Here is a 20308-nt window from a genome sequence, read left to right as displayed (position 1 = left end):
GTGATCACCGGAAGGCTAAAACTGTTTCTATCACGTATAAGGCTATTGATAAGCCTATAAGCAAGAGTTTGATATCTCTATCACCGCTACCTTTCCATATTTCATACACTCCATAAGGAAACATGGCAAGCCCTATAAAGAATAGAACAAGTTCTATTATGTTCATATAATAGATCTTTGTTCGTGTCTTACCTTAAAAAGCAAAAGGGAGAATAGTAACCCACCTATGGTACCACCTATGTGGGCTAGAACGTTCACTTGGAGGAATGGAATAAAATCGCTTAGAATCAGCGCTACTATAAGGAGTATTAAACCACCTTTTTCGTTCTTCTTTAGATATTCATAAACTGCATAGAACGATAGAAGCCCAAAGATACCGCCAGAAGCTCCAGCAGAAGGTAAACCGTTAGGGTAAACGAGTAGATACAATATGTTACCGAAAACGCCAGTGATAAAGAAAATAGCGATCTCTGCAATTCCTTCTTTCGACCTGAATAAATAGTACACTATATACAAGGCAATTTCATTGAATCCAAAGTCAATGAAACTCGGTGTAATCAGTATAGACGTTATTAATTCCCAATAGAAATGATAGTAAATTATTAACGTGTTATATTGTACGAGAAAGAGGAGGTAATAAGGGTTCAATAACTCTAGAACTTGTCCTACAATATAACCCGACCCAACGAGTATCATAATCAAAACGGTAATTGGTATTCTCTTCATTATTGATTTTTCCTCCTATAGAGAATTAAGTTCACCTCACTAGGAATGTTAGGATGAAGGAGATAAGTATTGCAACACCCCATGCCAGTTTGTTCCACCTTAACACTTTGATTCCATCTAACGGTGGTATCGGGATCAAGTTAAAGAAAGCTACATAACTATTAAATGCAAATATTTCTAGAAGAATTGTGTTTACAAGAGAGTTCCCGAATAAGAAGGCACTTGCAAACAACGAGATTATTGCAATTATTATATTTGTAACCGGACCAGCAAAAGCTGTTTTACCCGATAATTCTTCTCCCATTAACCCGAATCTACAAAGTATAGCTGTATATCCTGCGACAAAGATTAGAATGCCATGTATGTAATATCCACTAAGGAAGTTTATTAGGAATGTTACAAGAAAGCCTTTAAAACTCAACTCAAACTTGGAATTACATCCGTAATTTCTTGCCGTCTGTCTGTGAGCCAGCTCATGGGGGACAATTGCTGTAGTTGCTGTTAAAACTGCTATTCCTAAATAAAGCGGATTAAAAGACATGAAAGCTACTGCAAGAGAAAGTATTGCTAGAACGAAAGAAAGAGCTTCATTTAAATCTCTGAATTTCACTTCAAGTTCATTAATAAAGCTCAAGGTTATCTTCCAAATTATCTCGGCTATTGGCTAAAAACTTTATTGAATGCTTATATCAGCGGAGTAATCAAAATTTGGAGACTCAATACGCCAAACTAATCCTCTCTTTTTGTCATCTATCGATATCATCTTCTCTCTAATTATTCCTTCAAAGCTTACGTTTGATAATTTCCTGAAAGCATTAAACGCTTCGAATACCGCAAACTTGTATGGATAAGGCATTTTTATTTTCACACAATCTAGAGAAAGTATATTTCTCATTGTGGTAAGCATAGCGTCGTTGAAAAATTCAGGTTTACTAAAAGTAACTTGTGCAGTACCATTGTAGTTCACGATGGTTACAAACGTGTGGAGCTCTTCTCCCCCCTTCATAATCCAAAGCTCAAATATAGTCCCTAGATTACAAGGTTCCTTAACCTTACTCTCTCCTCCAGTATAGGAGGTAAACAAAGGGGTCTTATCAGCTACGAACTCTGATAAAGAGTTTGCAAAAGCCTTAGGTTTTATACCTACCTTTCCAAGCTCTTCTACAACTGATTTTGTCAAACCGATTACGTTATTATCTTCGGTTAAAAATTTGAAATCACCTTGTATTCTATTTATGTATGCTTCATACTTCACAATATTTATTTATTTAGAGTTTCCGTTTAAATACTTTGCATATAATTCCGCTTCTATGTTCATATTCTTTATAAGTATAAGCTGAATTAGTTCTCTATCCTTCTCGCTTATCTCTGAATCCTTTATCATGTGTTCTACTTCTTCTAATTTTTTCACTACTTCACTTAGGCTGTGCATGGTAATTATTCAATTATGACTACTACTTAAATGATAACTAATAATAGAACTAGTATTACTAAGGCTTAATTAATTTTCAGATATCTCTCTATAAGCCCTCCCAATCTCTATAATTTTTTTCACAACCTCGATGGGGTCTCTACCGAAAACGTAAGTGTTAGCCTCAATCCCTTTACCACCAAGGTGCACAACACAATCGAGATCAGGACTGTATACCTTGAGAATGTCATTTATTATCTCGTCGTCACTTATGTAGCAATCTCTGGGTCCTATGTATGCTACTTTAAATCCGAGTTTTCTTAACGCTTTTCCTACATCTTCGTCATATTTTATATTCATCACAGACCTTATTTCACTGTTCTTACCCATAACGTTTAGAAGGATCTTAGACAAGTGTTTACTTGCTCCCCACATGGGCTTCGAGGCGGGAGTTGGTAAACCCATGACTTTGGTTATCCTCCCAGCTACAGCGATTACATCGTTTTCGTTTTTTGCATTCTGCCTTGCGTAGGCTAAATTACTTAGTACCTCTGGAATGAGGGGGGTGATCAAGGGATTTTGGATCATTGAAAGGGCTACCTCCATCTCGTTTTCTTCTTTAGTTCTATATAAGTTCCTACAGATTTCACAATCGGGCGGAACATATTTGTCCTTTTCTTTATGATATTTACAGAACTTAAGTTCGCTCAACTCCTTCAAACCGAAGTCTGTGAGGTAGTAGATAGCCCCCTTTACGTCATTATTACTTAATAAGTCGACTAATGTTGAGAGTAATGAGTCTATGTCATCTTTAGAGAGACCCATTTCGGTTAATTTTTCATACCCCTTTTGTTCGTCCTCATCCAAGTATTGTTTCACGGCAGGTTGAGTAACACCTAAAAGGGCAGATATTTTACTTTGACTCATTCCGTATTCTCTAAGTTTTTTAGCTAGTAACATTCTAATAGTAGGAGTGAGCTCATCCGTAATCAAGGATAAAGGTGTTTTAACCACGATTATCACATTATCAGAAGTAATAAAAAATAAACAGTTCACATTTAAAGCTATAGATGGAAGTTTTCACGAGGTAAAAACGAGAGAGGGAAGTTTTGCCTACATAACTCTAGGCATAGTAAAAGGGAAGATACTCAACTCTTCTTTCACGATAGACGAATTAAGTTACAAGGAGAAATTGTGTGAGAACTGTAACACGGAAGAGATAATGAGGGAAATGGAATACGAAGAAGCGTTAAACAGCGAAAAGGATGTAGACTTAGTCTTTATGGACAGAAAGCTGAGTTACGATAAATTTAATCTTCCCGTAAATATAATTGCAATAGTTAAAGACCCTCAAGTAGTTGACCTCGATATCGAGAAAAGCGAACCGTGGTTAGTCGAGGTATATAACGAAGGAAAGATTAGAGGGGCTTATTTTAAGCTCTTTAATTTCTCATGGATATTCCTCGTAGAGACTTCGAGTAACTTACCGTGGGAAGAAATTCTCGCCATCCTCTATATTCTAGGAAGAGAACCGATACCAGAGGCTTTAGGATATAATTATCCCCTCTTCCTTGCTGACAAGGTTGCTAAGTATTACCGCGACAAAGAGAGTAGGATATTAAACTTTGTTACCAGAAACTCAACTTATAGGTCTTTCAGGAGTTTGATAGAAAAAAATAGGAGGGGGGTGTAGGTTAACATTATCTTTTCGAATATTGAGGGAAGGCTAAGAGAAATAAGAATGTTTACCAGACCTACTGCTGACGGTAGGGGGACTATAACTTTCAGAGTCTTCGTAATAGAGATGCCATTTTCTAGAGATACTCCGATAGATGCAGGTAAACTTTTAGCTGTTGAGACGATAAGGAAGGAGTATTACTTGCTTCTGGAGGTAACGGACTATTTCCCTCAACATTACGGTATGGTCAACCTCGACGGGAGCGTTCCTCCTGAACTTAGAGAGGAGATAATGAAGAGGGTTGAGGAGAAATGGGAGAGTAAGGAGTCGTGGATAGAAGTATATGCTTCACCCGTAGGCTACGTTATGAGAGTCAACGGTGGAGTGGAGTTTAAACGCGGATATATACCACCGTTACCTGGTTCTAAAGTCAAGCTCTTTACGGACGAGACTTTCGAGAAATTCGTTTTCTACGAAAACGGGGTTAAAATCGGTAAAGTAGTTAACGAGAACATCGACCTAAGGCTAAACATCGAGAAGGCTATAAAGTATCATATAGGTATTTTCGCATATACGGGCTCTGGTAAATCAAACCTTACCTCATTGTTAATAAGAAAATCCTTAGAAAAGATGAAAGATCTGAAAGTCATAGTAATAGACGTTTCAATGGAGTACGGGATTCTTCTTCTCGATCAGCTCCTAACTTACGAGTCCAGGCTGGTGACACTGGATAGGCTACCCGACAACCAAATAGATGCGGGTAGGAGGCTCCTTAGGACCCACGTTATTCCCGAAGAACTTAACGAAGACCGAGATCTTATCAGAAAAGCCTTTGAGACTCTCTATAACCAAGGTAAACTAAGAAGGCTTTACATGTCTCCTCAAGGAATTAGTTTCCTTACATACGGCATGCTAATTGATATGGTTAGAAGCCAGACCGAAGACAAGTATGTAGCAACTGCACAGAAGCCGTTTTTCATGATGTTACTTCACGAACTTGATAGATTAATGAGGGAAAACAAGTTAAGTAAGGACGATGTAGTTGATGAGGCTGTACTACCCTCACTTAACGAAGTTGAGATGAAGGCTAGAGAGGCTGGAGTTAGGGAGAACGCTACAATATTTTCGTTTATTTCTGCAATAAAGCAATATATCGAGCTTAAGCCGATAGAAAGCGAGGAGTATGATGTCGAAAACTTAGCCATTGAGTTATTAGATCAAGATCCAGCATCTCCAAGGCTATTTATAGTTGAAACTCCTAACATGGATGACGCAAGGCTGGTAGTTTCCTTGCTTATAGACCAAGTCTTTATGAGGAGGAAAAGGTCGTATTCGTCTATGCCTGTCGTTCTTTTCGTTTTGGATGAGGCACAAGAGTTCATACCTTTTGAGTCAAGGCAAAAGGATTATTCAGAATATTCCTCTATAGCTGTGGAGAAACTTTTGAGACATGGAAGAAAATATCACCTCCACGCACTGATAAGCACTCAGAGATTAGCTTACTTGAACACTAACGTCCTTCAGCAAATTCACACCTACTTTGTGAGTACGTTACCCAGACCATACGATAGGCAGTTGATATCTGAGACTTTCGGTATTTCGGACTCGCTTGTAGACAGAACCCTTAATTTCGACATAGGTCAATGGCTCCTCATAAGTTTCAAAGCAGCCCTCAAGGAGGATATTCCAATTATGTTCCACGCTGATAATAATATAAATGAGCTTAAAGAAAATCTACTTAAGATCTTAAAGTGAGTGAAAAAGAGGAAGTTATAAGTTATTTATCAAAGTCGATAAGTTCAAAGGAGCTCTTAGATGCACTGAGGAAAATCGATAGGGAGAAATTTCTCCCAGATCCTTATAGACACCTAGCTTATTCTAAGGACTATGTTGATAAAGCTATTCCGATAACTAGGAATTACAATACTACAGCATTGTCATTGGGTATACTAATGTTAGACTTACTGGAACTAAAGAAAGGAGAAAAAGTCCTTGAAATAGGTACTGGGAGTGGATATTATACTGCTTTAATCGCGGAAATTGTAGGATGCGAAAACGTATATTCAATAGAATTCGACTCAGAGGCTTATTCTCTAGCAAGGAAGAACCTTACCGAATGCCCCATCAACCTTATTTTTGGGGACGGAAGTCTAGGTTACGAGAAAGCACAGCCATACGATAAGATAGTCGTATGGGCTGCGGCTCCGACTTTTCCCTACGTTCTGTACTCTCAACTGAAAAAGCGTGGTATAATGGTGGTTCCTATTGCTGACAGTGGTGATAAGCAAGGCTTATACAAAATAGTTAAAGGGGAAGAACCCTTTATAGTCAGGGTCACAGACGTAATCTTTTCTAAGTTAAAGGGTTTGTGCGGCTTCTGGTATTAAGCTTCTAACTTTTAATTTTCGGTTTTAATTAACTACACAATGGTTTCAGTAAAAGAAATTAAAGAAATGTTCAAGCCTAAGCTAAAGCCCATAATATGGGATAACAATCAGAATAAGTTAACAGTTCTTGACCAATCCCTCTTACCTTTTGAGAAGATCTTTGTTGAACTCAGAACTCCAGAGGAGGTGGCTGACGCAATAAGGCTAATGAAAGTTAGGGGCGCCCCAGCTATAGGTATAACTGCCTCATACGGAATGGTATTATCAGTGCTGAAAGCCAGTAGTATTGACGATGCCTTAAAACTGCTTCACAACGCCAAACAAGTCATGGATAAGGCTAGACCCACAGCAGTAAACCTCTCTTGGGCTACTTCTCACATGCTCAATAGAGCTAAGCAATATGTAGAGTCAGGTGAAGCTAAGGACATTAAAGAACTCATAGAGTTGCTCAAGAAGGACGCTAACAAAGTCTTCGACGACGAACTTGAAGCTGAAATTCAAATGGGTTTATACGGTCTAGAAAAACTTAACTCAGGGGATACTGTTCTAACACAGTGCAACGCTGGTGGATTAGCTACTGGAACCGGTTTGGGTACAGCCCTAGCTCCCATAAAAATAGCACATTTGCTAGGGATGGATGTGTCTGTCATAGCTCCCGAGACGAGACCTTGGTTACAAGGAAGTAGACTCACAGTTTATGAATTAATGGAGGAGGGAATACCCGTTACGTTGATCACAGATACCGCAGTGGGTTTAGTCATGTTTAAAAAGATGGTTAACAGCGTAATGGTCGGAGCGGATAGAATACTTGCAGACGGTCACGTTTACAATAAGATAGGCACATTTAAAGAAGCCGTCATCGCTCACGAGATGGGCATTCCGTTTTATGTTCTCGCGCCAGTATCTACCTTTGACCTTAAAAGTTCTGTGAACGATGTGAAGATCGAAGAAAGAGACCCTAATGAGGTTAGGACGGTAAGGGGCGTACCCATAGCTCCTGAGAACGTTAAGGTCTTTAATCCAGTTTTTGACGTTACGCCTCCCAAGTACATTACAGCTATAATTACTGAAAAAGGTGTGATATACCCGCCCTTCGATAAGAATGTGAGAAAAATAATTGAGAGGTAAGAAAATCCAATATTTGATATTACTGAGCTTTTTACCCTATTTTTTAAAAAGCTTATGCATAGAAGAAGTTCTTTGATGAAGCTTCAGCTTGGCATTGCTGATCCTTATACACAAGACCCGTTTAACGACTTCATTAACGCTTTGACAATATCCGGTGCCACTGAAAACACCATTAGGATCTACTCTATAGCTATAAAGGACTTCCTAGATTATGTAAGGAAGGACCCGAGAGAAGTGACGGTTTCCGACGTTAATAATTGGATAATGAACATATTAAGACGGGACACAAGGGATAAGAGTAACGACGCAATCGACAAAAGAAGGAAGAAAACTGTTACGGCAAGACTCTATACGATCGCTGTTATTAGGTTCTTAAAATGGCTCGGAAAAGATATCAGACCTACGATACCGAGGGCTAGGAGGCGTGAAGTAATGGCTCTTACCGAGGAACAAGTGAATGCTCTTATGAATAGCCTCAGGAAGACTCGTGATAAGCTCATAGTCTCCTTACTACTCGATACTGGGTTACGTGCAAAGGAGTTACTATCAGTGACGGTGTCCGATGTAAACCTCAATAACAGAAGTATAATAGTGAGGAACACTAAGAACGGAGAGGCTAGAGTTGTCTTCTTTACGGAGAAGACTGCCAAGCTCCTATCTGCTTATCTCCAGAGGAATAACTTGAAGCCGGAAGATAAACTATTTAAAATCACATACCACGCGTTGTATCGCAAGTTAAAAAGAATAGGTAAAAAACTAGGTATAGACCTTAGACCGCACGTGTTGAGGCATACTTTTGCCACTAACGCAATAAGGAAAGGAGTTCAACTACCGATAGTACAGAGATTACTTGGGCATAAGGACATTAGAACGACTCAAATATACACTCATTTAGTCAACGAAGACGTTGAGCAAATTTACAAAAAGATTTTAGGTTAACTAGCTCCTCCCTAAGAACCTCCACTTAGCCATCTCAGCGGCATAACTTAACAAGTCTCTAAAGCTGTTAAAAGTTGATGTTTGTAAATGTAAATACTCGAGTTTAGCTTGATTTGCAAGCATGTATTGTTGTAAATCTTTGACAATAGGCTTTTTCAATATGTCATTAAGTTTTTCTTTTGCTAAATTTCCTACTACTTTTCCGTTAATATCATCAGGATACGGTAAGTCCCCATTCGGATATACTGTAATAGCATAGCTCGTTACTCTACTAGACACTTGTTCACCTTTTAGCGCTTTTATGAAGCCCCAAGAATTGTTTAATGTAGATCCATATTTCCTCTTAAGGTCTGACAAAACCTTGTATAGCTCTTCCGGGTCTGGAGCGAGTTTAACTTTAGATGTTGGGTAGTCAATAGCTGGTAACACGACAATTTTATACTTACACTCGTGTACTTTTCTTACCTTTTCCTCGAGTTTATTTATATTAAAGCGTGTAACAACTGTCTGGACGTTAACCTTCAATCCGTATTGCCTGAACTTGCACAGAGTATCGAAAGCTTTTACGTTCCAATGGTATTCATCAATAGAATAATGTAGAAAGTCTATTCTATCCGCTAACTTAGTCAAAAAATTCTCGTCGTTCAGCTTATAGCCGTTAGTGGTTAACATCACATAAAAGGAACCATCGTGTGCATACTCAAGAAGCTCTAAAATATCTGGTCTCAAAGTAGGTTCTCCTCCCTCGAAAGACAATACCACAATTGATGAATCCTTCATGTTGTCTATTATCTTCTTAACTACTTCAGTCGGGGCCTCCCCGAGCTCTCCTGAATAATAAGCCGGTGAGCAAAAAGTACAGTGAAGGTTACAGCGGGACGTAACCTTGAACGTCGCGTATCCAGGTTTAAAGGGGTCTCTTAATATCTGAGTGTCGAAAAACCACTTTAGAGCTTTTACATCTCTATTCAATTTTTAAAAACCTCCTTGTATGTCTTAAATACTCTTCAGCATTATCACTAATTAACTTTATTTCGTCTTCCCTTACCTTCCTAATCACTTTCGCCGGTACACCAACTGCAATACTATACGGTGGAATTTCCGTACCTTGTGTAACTACCGAACCAGCACCAACTATCGAATACTCTCCTATCTTAGAGCCATTAAGCAGAATCGCGCCCATTCCTATTATAACGTTGGAACCTATCTTAGCTCCGTGTATCACTGCGTTGTGACCTATACTCACTCTGTTACCGATCTCTACCTTAAAACTTGGATCTGTGTGAATAGAGGAGTTCTCCTGAATATTGGTCTCCTTACCTATGCGTATTGAGTCATTATCCCCCCTAATAACGACGTAATGCCACACACTTGTTAAATCGCCTATCTCTACATCTCCTATTATGTAAGCTGTAGGATGGATATAAGAACGGGAAGAGATTCTCGGTTTCACTCCATTATATTCTTCAACAGGCATTTCATTCTCTCTTTCTTAATTTGGCTATAAAAAATCCAGTCATGTCATGGATTATCGGGTGAAATCTTATGATCTCTTCTACCTCAAACTTGGAGTCGTTTATAATTTCTTCATTCTCGATTTCCGTCATGGTACACGTGGAGTATATGAGTATTCCTCCCCTTTTCAGAATCTTATACGCAGAGTTAAGGAATTGTCTCTGATACGCGCTTAAATTCAGAAGGTCGGTCTTGGTCTTCTTATCGTAAATTTTAGGCCTCAAACCCAAAGCTGAACATGGAGGATCTATTAACACCTTGTCCACGTTCTGTATGTGGAAGTCCTCGTAAAGATAACGGGAGTCTGCTTTGTATACCTCTATTTCTCTCATATTGAGGATTTCCAGTCTCCTCTTTAGATCCTCTACCTTTTTTACGGTATGGTCAAACCCGATTACCCTACTCTTCGGCTGTAGCTGATATACGTGAGTTAACTTACCACCCGGGTGAGCAGTCATGTCTACTATGATCTCGCCAGGCTGAGGATCTAATAGATGAGCCACGTGCATTGATGCCTTTCCTTGTAGTATAAAATAACCTTTCCTCAGTCCTTCATATTCGGAAATTTGAGGAGCCGAATATAACGATACCGTGACTTTTACCATTCCCTCTTGGGTTAGGATCCCCTCAGCTACCGGTATCCCGTTTTCGCTTATGACCGTAACTTCTTTCCCGCTCCCTATAATCCTTTTAATCCCCGGTTTGTATACATTTGCCCCCGTCATGACACTCTCCGCAGTTCTCTTGTCAACGATCACTTTTGTATCGTGTTCTGCTATTTTATTGGGTCCTCTTACTTCAACGTACATGGCCTCTTCAAAGTCTTCATCTCTTTTCAAGAAAGGCATTTCTTTCTCTAGTTCTTCTGGTGAGATCTTTAGTATATTCACTCTTATGTAAAGTCTAGAATTCGGGACTAACAAAGAGTTTAACAGCTCGTTCAGTCTAGTCCCGTAAATCTTTCTTAGCTCTTCAATTACAAATTCGTCGTAATCTAATCTTTCGACCAAACTACTTTTGCCCCCTCGTTATTTGGTTCGGTGAGGAAACCTCCGAAATAAGAGACTAATTCTCCTCCTTCTGATCTGGAGTTCACGAATGTATATACAGCAGGTCCAAAGGACGAAATTCCTGAGGGAAATCCTTTTAGCTCCAACTTTTTCATTAATTCCCTTACCTCATCAGTTTGTAAAGACACTTCTATTCTCTTAAAGCCTAAGTTCTGAATAAGCTTGATACTATCTAAAACTTCGCTTAAGTCCCTTTCGATTACAGATGGAACGAGCTTCATAAACACTACCCTAACCAGTTCATCAATTCCCTTGACTTCCCTCTTAAATGCATTAAGTTCTTCCTTTCCGAAGATTTTCCTCCCTTTATTCGGTATATTCACGTAAATGTACCAAGGAAAGTCAAATCTCGTAATAAGTGGAGGAGGAGGAGCGGTGGAAAAGTCGGATGGAGCAACTTGTTCTTTCACCTTCGCCGAATGCCCCCCGTCTACGATGAACCCGCCATATTTAAATGCGTAAACTCCTATGCCAGATGTACCACCTCTTCCAACAGCTTTTGCAAGGTCCACAATATCAGTGTTCTTCAGGTTGTATTCAGCGGATAATTTAGCTAAAGCTAGTCTGAACTGTGTGGTATGTCCTAAACCTACATGCTCTTCGTAGTCCTCATCTATACAATATCCAGGGATAGGATACGGTAAAGTAAAATCTGTTTTCTGGTAACAATTTCCGTCCCTAACTACTATTTTTGGGTGTTTCAAAGCGACTCCAACTCCTCCGTCTATTCTTCCATACTTTCCCTCTAAATCCAGAAGAGTTATATGTATTCTGGATAACCCAATAATTTTTATCATTCATGATCACTTAATATCTGACAGTTATGAGCATAGCTCAGCTGGTTTATAAATGGTATAAAGAAAAACCAAGTAAAACATTTCTGATCGAGGGGGATAATAAATTAACCTATGAACAAGCCGGAAAAGAGATAGCTAAAAGGGCTTCCTCTCTCCACGTAGGAGATACGGTAGTCCATCTAATGTTCAATTCAGTGGAATCAACCTTAACATATTTAGCAGCGTTTTGGGCTGGAGCTAAAGTAGTAGCTATAGATCCATTAACTTCTGCCGAAGACTTAAGGTTTATACTAGAGGACACAAACCCAGACGTAATTGTAGCTGATAAGGAGATTATTGAAAGAGAGAAAAAGACGTTAGAAGGGTACAAGGTCATAGAATCACTTCAGAGAAACGAGGTGTTTAATCAGCCCTATGAATATAGGGAGGATGAAGTAGGTTTAGTCTACTATTATGCCGGGATAGTGGGTAGGACGATGCAGGTCTTACACAGTGCTAAAAGAACGGAACTTAACGCATTATCCTTATACAAGGCTTCGAAACTTAATGAGGTCAGAGGTGTTTTAACAGTACCCCTAGCTCATGTTTTGGGCAATAGTGTCTTAGGCGTAGTTCTGGAAGCTGGGGGTAGTTTGTACATAATGCGTAAGTTTAACGCCAACGAGATGGTGCAAGCAGTTCAGAAATACTCTATAAACTACTTATCAACAGTCCCTATGGTTTATGATGCATTGAACGAGCTAGAAAGAGCAGATTTAAGTAGCCTTGAGCTCTGCGTAAGCACTGCTGCTCCCTTATTCCCTCCTACCGTCAATAAGTTCAAGGAAAAGTACGGAAAGAAGATAGTACAACAGTACGGGTTTACCGAAGGGTTCGTGTTGACATTCCAACCTAAGGAGTACGCTGATGTAATCAGTATAGGAAAGCCTCTGCCTGAGGTGGACATTAAAATAGTTAAGGAAGACGGTAAGGACGCTAAACCCGGCGAAGTAGGAGAACTTTGGGTGAAAGCCCCTTGGCTAATGCTAGGGTATAAAGACCCTGAAGAGACTGCAAAAGTGTTCGTGGATGGTTGGTTAAAGACTGGGGATTTAGTGACATCCGATGAAAAAGGTCTACTATACTTCAGGGGAGTTAAGAAGAGGATGATCAAGTATAAGGGTTATCCTATATTCCCGAGGGATCTAGAGCTCATTTTGAAATCCCACCCCTTGGTGATAGACGCTAAGGTTGTTGGTGAAGATGCCGGAAACGCTGGACAACAGCCGGTAGGAAAAGTCATAGTAAAGGAAAAGAAACCCGGCATTGAGAACGAATTACTTAATTACGTTAATACTAAAGTAGCATTTTATAAGAGACTCAAAAGAATAGATATAGTGGATAGCCTTGAGCAAGATTGAAGATTTAGTAAAAGAACTTTCAAAGAGACTAGAAGAAAGAGCTAAGAACGTTATTAATCCGCAAGAGGTTACAGTCACTATTACGGACTCAAACATCGATGACGTGCTGGCTAAAAATAATGTAGTCTTTGTCGACTGCTGGGCACCTTGGTGTGCTCCTTGTCATATATACGAGCCTATATTCAAGATGATGGCTGAAAAATACAAGGATAAGGCAGTTTTCGGCAGGCTAAATGTAGACGAGAACCCCAAGACTGCGGATAAGTACGGAGTTATGAATATACCTACTACACTGATTTTCGTGAAAGGTAAATTAGTAGATCAAATAGTCGGTGCTGTAGAGGAGGAGATGTTAGAGGAGTATGTGAGGAAATATACCAATGCTTGAAGCTAAGGTAAGGAAAAAATTTCAAAATTTTACTCTAGATAGTGAGATAAAAGATGGTAGTAGGGTCATAGCTATATTCGGAAAAAACGGGAGCGGCAAATCTACTTTTTTAAAAATAATTGCAGGGTTTCTAGAACCTGATAACGGTTATGTGAAGGTTGATGGAGAAGATATAACTCAATATCCACCGTGGAAAAGGAAAATGGTTCTAGTTACACCTGAAAGTTTTCTGCCCAACACTAGGGTGAAAAACCATTTACTTTGGGGTATAAAAGATAAGAAAAAGTTAGAACAGGCACTAGAAGACGAGAGAATTAAGTTTTTACTGTCTTTCAATGACCACGTATATAAGCAAAAAACTAAGGAGTTAAGTCTCGGGATGAGACAGAGACTCTCCTTAGTTACTGCGATTTTATCAGACCCAAGATATATATTGGTGGACGAGGCATTTTCTAATATTAATAATAAAAGGGATTATATACAAGAATATTTTCAGTTGGCGAGGGAGAGAAATATAAATATTGTTTTTGTTTCCCAAGATCTTTCTGATGCGGATTTCGCGGAAAGAAGCTATATAATGGAAAACGGTGTTTTAAAAATGATGAGCTAATTTTTAACATTCATCTAATTTGTAATTGACAAATATATATAAACTTTTAAAAAGTTTTAATAAATTGACGCAATATCTTTTTTAATAGATTTATTGAATATGTCCTTAACATGCCAGAACTACCAAAAACACCCTCCGAAGCACTTGAATTCTTAAAGAAGAATAATATAAAATGGGTAGACCTTCAGTTTACAGATCTACCTGGAAGACTACAGCATATAACCATTCCTGCTGAAGAGTTCACTGAGGAGTCCTTTAAGACTGGATTCGGTAAACTAGACGGAAGCAGTATAAAAGGCTTTACTACAATTTACGAAAGTGACATGGTTTTGAGGCCGGTTGCTTCTACAATGGCTCTAATACCGTGGACACCTGGTGTAGCTAGAGTTATTACTGAAGTTCATTGGGGTGGGGGTAAGGGAAGATTTGAAAGAGATCCGAGAAATATTGCTGAAACCGCTGAGAAACACCAAGAGAATGAGGGATATGTAAGCTTCTTTGGTCCTGAGCTAGAATTCTTCATATTTGATAATGTAGAGCTTGATGCTGCGTTACCTCAGAGTGGGACAGGTTACAAAGTATATGCTAGAGAAGCTCCTTGGTCTAAAAACGGAAGTTTTGTAATAAGGTATAAAGAAGGATATTACCCAGCTCCACCGGTAGATCAACTAATGGATATAAGACTAGAAGCTATAAACACGTTAGTAGATTACTACGGATTCTATATTGAGGCGACACATCACGAAGTAGCTACAGCGGGACAAGGAGAAATAGATTTCAGATTCTCTACAATGGTAGATACAGCTGACAAAGTACAAACACTAAAGTACGTCGTTAAGAACGTAGCTGCTGGGCACGGCATGGTAGCCACATTCATGCCCAAACCCATTTATGGTGATAACGGAACCGGAATGCACACACACTTTAGCCTATGGACTAAGGATGGAAAGAAGAATTTAATGTATGATCCTAATGACGAATATGCAGAATTAAGCCAGATAGGCAGGTATATTGTAGGTGGATTGTTAGAACATGGAAGAGCGTTATCAGCAATAGTGTCTCCTACAACTAATAGTTATAGAAGACTAATACCGGGCTATGAAGCTCCAGTATACTTAGTGTGGAGCAAGTCTAACAGAAGCGCGGCAATTAGAATTCCAGCTTACTATAAAGGAATGGAGAAGGCAAAGAGACTCGAATACAGACCTCCAGATCCGTCCTCTAATCCTTACTTAGGATTCGCCGCGATGCTGATGGCTGCTTTAGATGGGATCAAGAAGAAGATTGACCCAGGTGATCCAGTGGACGAGAACATATATCATATGAGCGAGGAAAAGAAGAAGCAGTTGAAGATTAGAGAACTACCTAGATCATTAGATGAAGCATTAGATGAGTTAGAGAGTGATAGTGAATTCCTAAAGCCTGTATTTAATTCATCAATACTCAGTGCTTACATAGATCTAAAGAGAGAAGAAGCAAAAGTAATGCAACAATATCCACACCCGATGGAAATATATTATTACTTAGATGTCTAAGGCAGTAATATACCACTTTTTCTCATATTTCTTCTTATCTCATTTAAGTCTAAATAAGAGTCGAATACGTAATTTTCTGCAGATTTCTTTAGTACTTGATAGTCAATGTTAACTATCGAAGAGTAATCTTGTATCCATCTGTCCTTATGAGATAGGAAAGAGGCAAAAGCTTGCTCATATATCTCTTTAAAGTATTCCGAGTCTAATCCGTTTCTAATGGCGAACGTGCAGCAATGAAGTGGTTCAAATGTATGAATTATTCTGAAACCTTCATTGGAAAGGATAGTTACGTAAGGCTCCCAAATAGACAACTTTTTAACTTCCTTTTTCCTCATAGCGTTTATCATATCTTCAGGACTAGAAAACTCTATGAGAGAAGCTTCAGGATCATATAATAGAGACCAGAACTCCATGCTTGATAACGATGTCGTCGCAATGTAATTACAAGAGGGCTCCCCCAATATAGCTCCTCCGCCCTTAGCACCTCCTGCAATGATCTTGAAGTTATTGAAAATTTTCTGAAATAGGAGTTGTGTCACTACGGGTGATAATGCCATATCGAGCTTTCCCATAGAAAGGTCTCTAGTCACTTCCAATCCATTATTATAGACTTTGACATCTACGTTATAACCTCTGTCTTTTAAAAGTTTTATGAAGGGAATGATGAAGGGGTATTCAGCAGCCTTTATGATACCTAATGTTAGGAATTTTCTGGAGGAGAGTCTGACTATAAGGTTTCTTCCAGCTAGCTTCTTTCTTTCTATTATTCCTTTTTTCTCAAGTTCTGTTAATATTTCCGAGACCCTGCTTTTTGAAATACCCGATAAATTAACAAGATCAGATTGTTTTAACTCTCCATATTTTCTTATAAGCTCTAGAATTAATGAGTAACTATTATTGCTATAAGTAGTAATTTTATTATCGTTACTCATTCAACATAAAAAATTGTCTTTTCCTATAATAAAGTTGATCTCTTTGACGTTTCTAATAGCCTGAATACGTAGTTTCTTAACGAAGCGTTGTTCTTTAACACTCCTTTAGTGGCTACCGATGTTAGAGTCGCTTCTTTATCTTTTACACCCCTAACGTAAGCACACATGTGTATTGCATCTCCTATAACCATCACTCCCTTAGGCTCTACATCACTGTACATAATCGCATCTGCAACTTGCTCAACTAATCTCTCCTGAATCTGTAGTCTCGACGCGTAATAATTAACTATCCTTATAATTTTGCTGAATCCGGCAACTTTTCTGCTCTGCCCTACAATATACGCTACATGAATTTTACCTATGAACGGCAACATATGATGTTCGCATAATGAAGAAAAAGACACGTTCTTTACCAATACTATTTGATCCTCTTCGCTACTTCTTCCGTTTTCTTTTAATGAAAAGACTTTAATGTTAGGTTGCGGAGACCTAATGCCGGAAGTCATTTCCAGCAACGCCTTAGCTACTCTTATAGGCGTTTCCCTAAGTCCTTCTCTATCCGGGTTTTCGCCTAGTAACTCTATTATTTCTCTAACTCTTTTTGCAATTTCTTCAACTAATTTCTCTTGGTCGAGTGCTTCTTCCATAACAATAGACTGATTGCGTATGTTAAAATAAAAAGTTTGGTTCAAAAAATTTGTTACACCATAAAAAGTTCGATTTACAAATACTTATAAACAGTTTCTAAAACTATTGCTTTCTTTTTAGTAACTATTACAGTGTCTTCAATTCTCACTCCGAACTTTCCCTTCAAGTAAATACCCGGCTCTACTGTGATCACCATATTCTCCTTCAAAACGTCGTTAGAAGTAGGGGAGACAGCAGGGAATTCATGAACTTCTATCCCGACTCCGTGTCCCGTAGAATGAATGAAATACTTTCCGAATCCCGCTTTCTCAATTACCCTTCTCGCCGCTAGATCTACTTCAGAAGCCTTTACCCCCTCCCTAATTGTGTCTATAGCTTCCAATTGTGCTTGTAGCACAATTTCGTAGATCTTCTTAACCTCCTCAGAATTCCCTTTAATGAACGTTCTGGTGCTATCAAAGCAATAGTTGCGGTACCTAGCCCCTATATCAACTACCGCGTTATCGTTTTCCCTTATTGTTTTATCACTTGGTACGTGATGAGGGAATGCTGAATTTTCACCGAAAGCCACTATTGAAGGAAACGCATAATCTTCTGCTCCTTCATTCCTCATTGTCATATCTATTAGTCCTGCAACTTCTCTCTCTGTAATACCTGTGTTCTGGATTTTTTCGCTACCTATTCTCATTGCTGATGTAGTTATATTCCCTGCCTTCTTTATGAGTTCTAACTCCTCGTCCTCCTTTATCGCTCTCTTCATAGCTAGTTTTTTCGATATATCTATATAATCCCCAACCTTTTCCTTGAAAGAGAGGTAAAAAGAACTGGAAGAATTTTGCATATCTATTCCTACTTTCTTAGGTGGATTTATTTTAGTGGCAATAGCGTCAATTAGTCCTCCTTTAAAAACCCTCTCTCCTATCAACGAGTAACTGTAAGGTAGTACCTCTATCTTATCACCTACTTTAGCCTCAGCTCTGTTCTTTTCGAGGACTGGTACTATCAAAGTGGGAACCCCGTCACAATATACTAACGCTACGGCATTTCCTATATCGGTCGTGATGTAATCGTAACCGGTAAGATAGAAGATTGTGGCACCACTTAATACAACACTACACTGTACTCCTTCTTCTTCCATAATCTTATCCAACTTGTTTAATCTCATACTTGTTCACTCCGAATAGGAAATTAGGCTCTCTTATTGATATAGCTAACCTATAAGCATCTCTCAGCGCGGATATTTTCTCCTCCTCTGTATAATTACCTCTCAATATATCTATTATGTCTACACTTTTGTCCTCCTTATACAAACAAGTCTTTAGCTTACCGTCTACTGTTAATCTAATTCTGTTACATCCTGCACAGAAGAAGGGATTAGCATAAGGTCTGACCACTTCAACTTTAATCTTGCCGTATTGATATCTCGGTCTGTTATGTTTATTCCTAGTACCTAGGAATTTTCCTTTTTCCTTAAGAGTTTTCTCGATCTCGTCAAGGGATACATGGTAATTAAAGGACTCTTTACCCAGCCCTACTGGGTGTAGCTCAATCAAGTGTATCTCGTCTACTCCCAGATTCTCAGCGAGTTCAATAACTTTGAAAACCTCACTAATGTTTTTCCTCGTAACGACAAAGTTCAACTTTATTGGCTTTAAACCTACTTTGTTACATTCTTCTATACCCTTCACAACTTTCTCGAAGCCATTAACTCCAGTTATTTCCTTGAAAAGTTGCGAGAAAGTCGAGTGCAAACTTATATTAACTCTATCCAGTCCAGCCTCTTTGAGTTCTCTGGCGATCTTTTCTAAGAGAAATCCGTTAGTAGTCATTGAAACTTCTTCTATTCCTACATCCTTTAATTTCCGTATGATCTCTACAATGTCCCTCCTGAGAGTAGGTTCTCCTCCGGTGAGTTTCACGGCTTTTATACCGAATTCTTTCCCGACTTTGGCAACTAAGGATATCTCCTCAGCTGTTAACTCACCACCGTCATTTCCCTCACCTTCCATATGGCAGAAAAAGCATGAGAAATTACATACATGTGTAAGTGTAACCCTTAAGTCCTCAATCGGCCTCCCGTATCTGTCCTTCATTACTTTTTTATTCTAATTCTGTCCTAATAAGTCAGGATGAAAGAGCTTCTTTGTCCAAAATGCAATATCAGGATGGATTTTATAGGTGAAGCTGAAAGTACTAGCGACGGCAAAAAAGTAGTAAGGTATTTTTACAGATGTCCTGCATGTGGAACACGAATAAACGACGAAGAAATAGTGATCTCTAAGAATGAGAGAAACGGAGTGACTATAAGTATTTCTCAACAACTTTTCTGAACGTAGAGAAGTGAAGGAAAGGCATCAAACTTATAAGTCCGATAGCTTTTATTCCTAGAAGTTCTTCAGCTTGTTCCTTAGGCAGTTCGTAACTAGAGAATAAAGTCTCAATCGCTTTTCCGAAAGTAAGAGGATCCTTTATAAAAGTATAAGCTGTGGAAAAAGAAAGGACAAGCAAGTCCCAACTTCTAAGAGAAATATCCGTGGAAATAATCGCTTGTTCAGCGTCGATAACCGCAATTTTTCCTTGAACTGTAATAAAATTTTCCAACTTTGTATCACCCATAACAAAACCCTCATTGTGTATGTGGCGTAAAGCCTTTCCAAGTTTTTCGAAATGATCTAAATTCCTAATTTCTTCTCCTTCTAAGAACTCTCTGTAAACGCATGTCTGTTCCATATCGAAGTCTATTACTTTAGGTGTTATTATCTCCCTCCATCTATATGTAAAGAAATTTAACTCTCTGTTCATTCTCTCTTCTGGGTTTGAGCTATAAGGATAGTTCCTGAATGATGGTGAGATAAAATACCACTTGAAACTCGTGGATGAATTGTAACACTTCATTACTAGTTTCTGATTTTCTACCGTAACTATCTTCGTCTGCACATAAATGTCTTTGAAGAAATCTTCCAGTCGCATTATATCTTAAACTATGGCTTTTATTCTTATTAATTCGCCGTCGTCATATACCTCTTCTTGTTTCAGCTTAGAAATTTCTCTTATATCTATATTCCTTGGAGAAAAATCCAATATATCTCCATTTTTGTTTAAAATTATTATGATCTCTGTCACGGGATTAAACTTTAGGGGTAT

Annotated in this window: 26 protein-coding genes; 10 read left to right on the top strand and 16 right to left on the bottom strand. The window is 38.7% G+C overall.

Features of this window, described 5'->3' with window-relative positions; all coding sequences use genetic code 11:
- Positions 1 to 4: 4 nt before the first annotated feature.
- The 6 genes from WIW72_RS08620 to WIW72_RS08595 form a co-directional block, all read right to left on the bottom strand.
- Positions 5 to 166: a hypothetical protein gene (locus tag WIW72_RS08620; RefSeq protein WP_337699389.1), complete on the bottom strand. Its 162-nt coding sequence runs from the start codon at positions 164 to 166 to the stop codon at positions 5 to 7.
- On the bottom strand, positions 163 to 726 hold the full coding sequence (locus WIW72_RS08615) for a rhomboid family intramembrane serine protease (RefSeq protein ID WP_337699387.1): 564 nt from the start codon (positions 724 to 726) through the stop codon (positions 163 to 165). The genes WIW72_RS08620 and WIW72_RS08615 overlap by 4 nt, the downstream gene beginning before the upstream one ends.
- A gap of 31 nt (positions 727 to 757) precedes the next feature.
- Positions 758 to 1360, bottom strand: coding sequence for a peptidase M50 (locus WIW72_RS08610; RefSeq protein WP_337699385.1), 603 nt, complete (start codon positions 1358 to 1360; stop codon positions 758 to 760).
- Between the two features lie 39 nt (positions 1361 to 1399).
- Entirely contained in the window at positions 1400 to 1981 is a 582-nt protein-coding gene (locus tag WIW72_RS08605) for a hypothetical protein (protein ID WP_337699383.1), read from the bottom strand.
- 9 nt (positions 1982 to 1990) lie between these two features.
- Positions 1991 to 2158, bottom strand: a complete 168-nt coding sequence (locus WIW72_RS08600) for a hypothetical protein (protein ID WP_337699381.1) — start codon at positions 2156 to 2158, stop codon at positions 1991 to 1993.
- Between the two features lie 69 nt (positions 2159 to 2227).
- Positions 2228 to 3151, bottom strand: coding sequence for a thiamine-phosphate synthase family protein (locus WIW72_RS08595; protein ID WP_337699379.1), 924 nt, complete (start codon positions 3149 to 3151; stop codon positions 2228 to 2230).
- Between WIW72_RS08595 and WIW72_RS08590 the strand changes: the two genes are divergently transcribed.
- The 5 genes from WIW72_RS08590 to xerA all read left to right on the top strand — a co-directional run bounded on the left by WIW72_RS08590 (position 3111) and on the right by xerA (position 8269).
- Complete coding sequence (locus WIW72_RS08590; protein ID WP_337699376.1) at positions 3111 to 3830, top strand: DNA double-strand break repair nuclease NurA; 720 nt, start codon at positions 3111 to 3113, stop codon at positions 3828 to 3830. The two genes, WIW72_RS08595 and WIW72_RS08590, sit on opposite strands and share 41 nt — an antisense overlap.
- A 48-nt stretch (positions 3831 to 3878) precedes the next feature.
- Positions 3879 to 5570 (top strand): ATP-binding protein, encoded by a 1692-nt coding sequence (locus WIW72_RS08585; RefSeq protein WP_337699374.1) that lies wholly within the window; start codon positions 3879 to 3881, stop codon positions 5568 to 5570.
- A complete protein-coding gene (locus WIW72_RS08580; RefSeq protein WP_337699372.1) occupies positions 5567 to 6202 on the top strand; it encodes a protein-L-isoaspartate O-methyltransferase family protein in 636 nt (211 codons plus the stop codon). Before WIW72_RS08585 ends, WIW72_RS08580 begins: the two co-directional genes overlap by 4 nt.
- 39 nt (positions 6203 to 6241) lie before the next feature.
- The gene (locus tag WIW72_RS08575; protein WP_337699370.1) at positions 6242 to 7330 is read left to right on the top strand and encodes an S-methyl-5-thioribose-1-phosphate isomerase; all 1089 of its coding nucleotides are present in this window, start codon (positions 6242 to 6244) and stop codon (positions 7328 to 7330) included.
- Between the two features lie 75 nt (positions 7331 to 7405).
- Complete coding sequence (gene xerA / locus WIW72_RS08570; RefSeq protein WP_337699368.1) at positions 7406 to 8269, top strand: site-specific tyrosine recombinase/integron integrase; 864 nt, start codon at positions 7406 to 7408, stop codon at positions 8267 to 8269.
- On the opposite strand, the gene WIW72_RS08565 is transcribed toward xerA, so the two are convergent.
- The 4 genes from WIW72_RS08565 to WIW72_RS08550 are packed head-to-tail and all read right to left on the bottom strand — an operon-like array spanning position 8270 to position 11651.
- A complete protein-coding gene (locus WIW72_RS08565) occupies positions 8270 to 9241 on the bottom strand; it encodes a radical SAM/SPASM domain-containing protein (RefSeq protein ID WP_337699366.1) in 972 nt (323 codons plus the stop codon). It abuts the gene before it with no gap.
- Positions 9234 to 9746 (bottom strand): gamma carbonic anhydrase family protein, encoded by a 513-nt coding sequence (locus WIW72_RS08560; protein WP_337699364.1) that lies wholly within the window; start codon positions 9744 to 9746, stop codon positions 9234 to 9236. The genes WIW72_RS08565 and WIW72_RS08560 overlap by 8 nt, the downstream gene beginning before the upstream one ends.
- Position 9747: 1 nt before the next feature.
- Entirely contained in the window at positions 9748 to 10794 is a 1047-nt protein-coding gene (locus tag WIW72_RS08555) for a methyltransferase domain-containing protein (protein ID WP_337699362.1), read from the bottom strand.
- A complete protein-coding gene (locus WIW72_RS08550; RefSeq protein WP_337699360.1) occupies positions 10779 to 11651 on the bottom strand; it encodes a beta-ribofuranosylaminobenzene 5'-phosphate synthase family protein in 873 nt (290 codons plus the stop codon). Before WIW72_RS08550 ends, WIW72_RS08555 begins: the two co-directional genes overlap by 16 nt.
- Positions 11652 to 11677: 26 nt before the next feature.
- On the opposite strand from WIW72_RS08550, the gene WIW72_RS08545 reads away from it, so the two are divergent.
- The 4 genes from WIW72_RS08545 to glnA all read left to right on the top strand — a co-directional run bounded on the left by WIW72_RS08545 (position 11678) and on the right by glnA (position 15584).
- Entirely contained in the window at positions 11678 to 13051 is a 1374-nt protein-coding gene (locus tag WIW72_RS08545) for a class I adenylate-forming enzyme family protein (RefSeq protein WP_337699359.1), read from the top strand.
- Complete coding sequence (trxA, locus tag WIW72_RS08540) at positions 13038 to 13439, top strand: thioredoxin (protein WP_337699358.1); 402 nt, start codon at positions 13038 to 13040, stop codon at positions 13437 to 13439. The genes WIW72_RS08545 and trxA overlap by 14 nt, the downstream gene beginning before the upstream one ends.
- Complete coding sequence (locus tag WIW72_RS08535; RefSeq protein ID WP_337699357.1) at positions 13432 to 14049, top strand: ATP-binding cassette domain-containing protein; 618 nt, start codon at positions 13432 to 13434, stop codon at positions 14047 to 14049. Before trxA ends, WIW72_RS08535 begins: the two co-directional genes overlap by 8 nt.
- 110 nt (positions 14050 to 14159) lie before the next feature.
- Positions 14160 to 15584 carry a type I glutamate--ammonia ligase gene (gene glnA / locus WIW72_RS08530; protein ID WP_337699356.1) on the top strand — a complete coding sequence of 475 codons (1425 nt, stop codon included), beginning with the start codon at positions 14160 to 14162 and terminating at the stop codon, positions 15582 to 15584.
- On the opposite strand, the gene WIW72_RS08525 is transcribed toward glnA, so the two are convergent.
- From WIW72_RS08525 to moaA, 4 genes are all read right to left on the bottom strand, one after another.
- Positions 15581 to 16516, bottom strand: a complete 936-nt coding sequence (locus tag WIW72_RS08525; RefSeq protein ID WP_337699354.1) for a DUF7343 domain-containing protein — start codon at positions 16514 to 16516, stop codon at positions 15581 to 15583. The two genes, glnA and WIW72_RS08525, sit on opposite strands and share 4 nt — an antisense overlap.
- A 23-nt stretch (positions 16517 to 16539) precedes the next feature.
- Positions 16540 to 17163: a GTP cyclohydrolase I gene (gene folE / locus WIW72_RS08520; protein WP_337699352.1), complete on the bottom strand. Its 624-nt coding sequence runs from the start codon at positions 17161 to 17163 to the stop codon at positions 16540 to 16542.
- 74 nt (positions 17164 to 17237) lie between these two features.
- On the bottom strand, positions 17238 to 18329 hold the full coding sequence (locus WIW72_RS08515) for a M24 family metallopeptidase (protein ID WP_337699350.1): 1092 nt from the start codon (positions 18327 to 18329) through the stop codon (positions 17238 to 17240).
- Entirely contained in the window at positions 18307 to 19257 is a 951-nt protein-coding gene (gene moaA / locus WIW72_RS08510) for a GTP 3',8-cyclase MoaA (RefSeq protein ID WP_337699348.1), read from the bottom strand. The genes WIW72_RS08515 and moaA overlap by 23 nt, the downstream gene beginning before the upstream one ends.
- A gap of 36 nt (positions 19258 to 19293) precedes the next feature.
- On the opposite strand from moaA, the gene WIW72_RS08505 reads away from it, so the two are divergent.
- Entirely contained in the window at positions 19294 to 19494 is a 201-nt protein-coding gene (locus tag WIW72_RS08505) for a hypothetical protein (RefSeq protein ID WP_337699346.1), read from the top strand.
- Here the strand turns inward: WIW72_RS08505 and WIW72_RS08500 are convergent.
- Positions 19466 to 20134 carry a hypothetical protein gene (locus tag WIW72_RS08500; RefSeq protein ID WP_337699343.1) on the bottom strand — a complete coding sequence of 223 codons (669 nt, stop codon included), beginning with the start codon at positions 20132 to 20134 and terminating at the stop codon, positions 19466 to 19468. The genes WIW72_RS08505 and WIW72_RS08500 overlap by 29 nt on opposite strands.
- Before the next feature lie 6 nt (positions 20135 to 20140).
- The gene (locus tag WIW72_RS08495) at positions 20141 to 20287 is read right to left on the bottom strand and encodes a hypothetical protein (RefSeq protein ID WP_337699341.1); all 147 of its coding nucleotides are present in this window, start codon (positions 20285 to 20287) and stop codon (positions 20141 to 20143) included.
- Positions 20288 to 20308 lie beyond the last annotated feature (21 nt).

This window comes from Stygiolobus sp. CP859M (genome assembly GCF_037389975.1).
In the GTDB taxonomy this organism is placed as follows: Archaea; Thermoproteota; Thermoprotei_A; order Sulfolobales; family Sulfolobaceae; genus Stygiolobus.
This window is presented reverse-complemented; position numbering and strand designations above follow the sequence as displayed.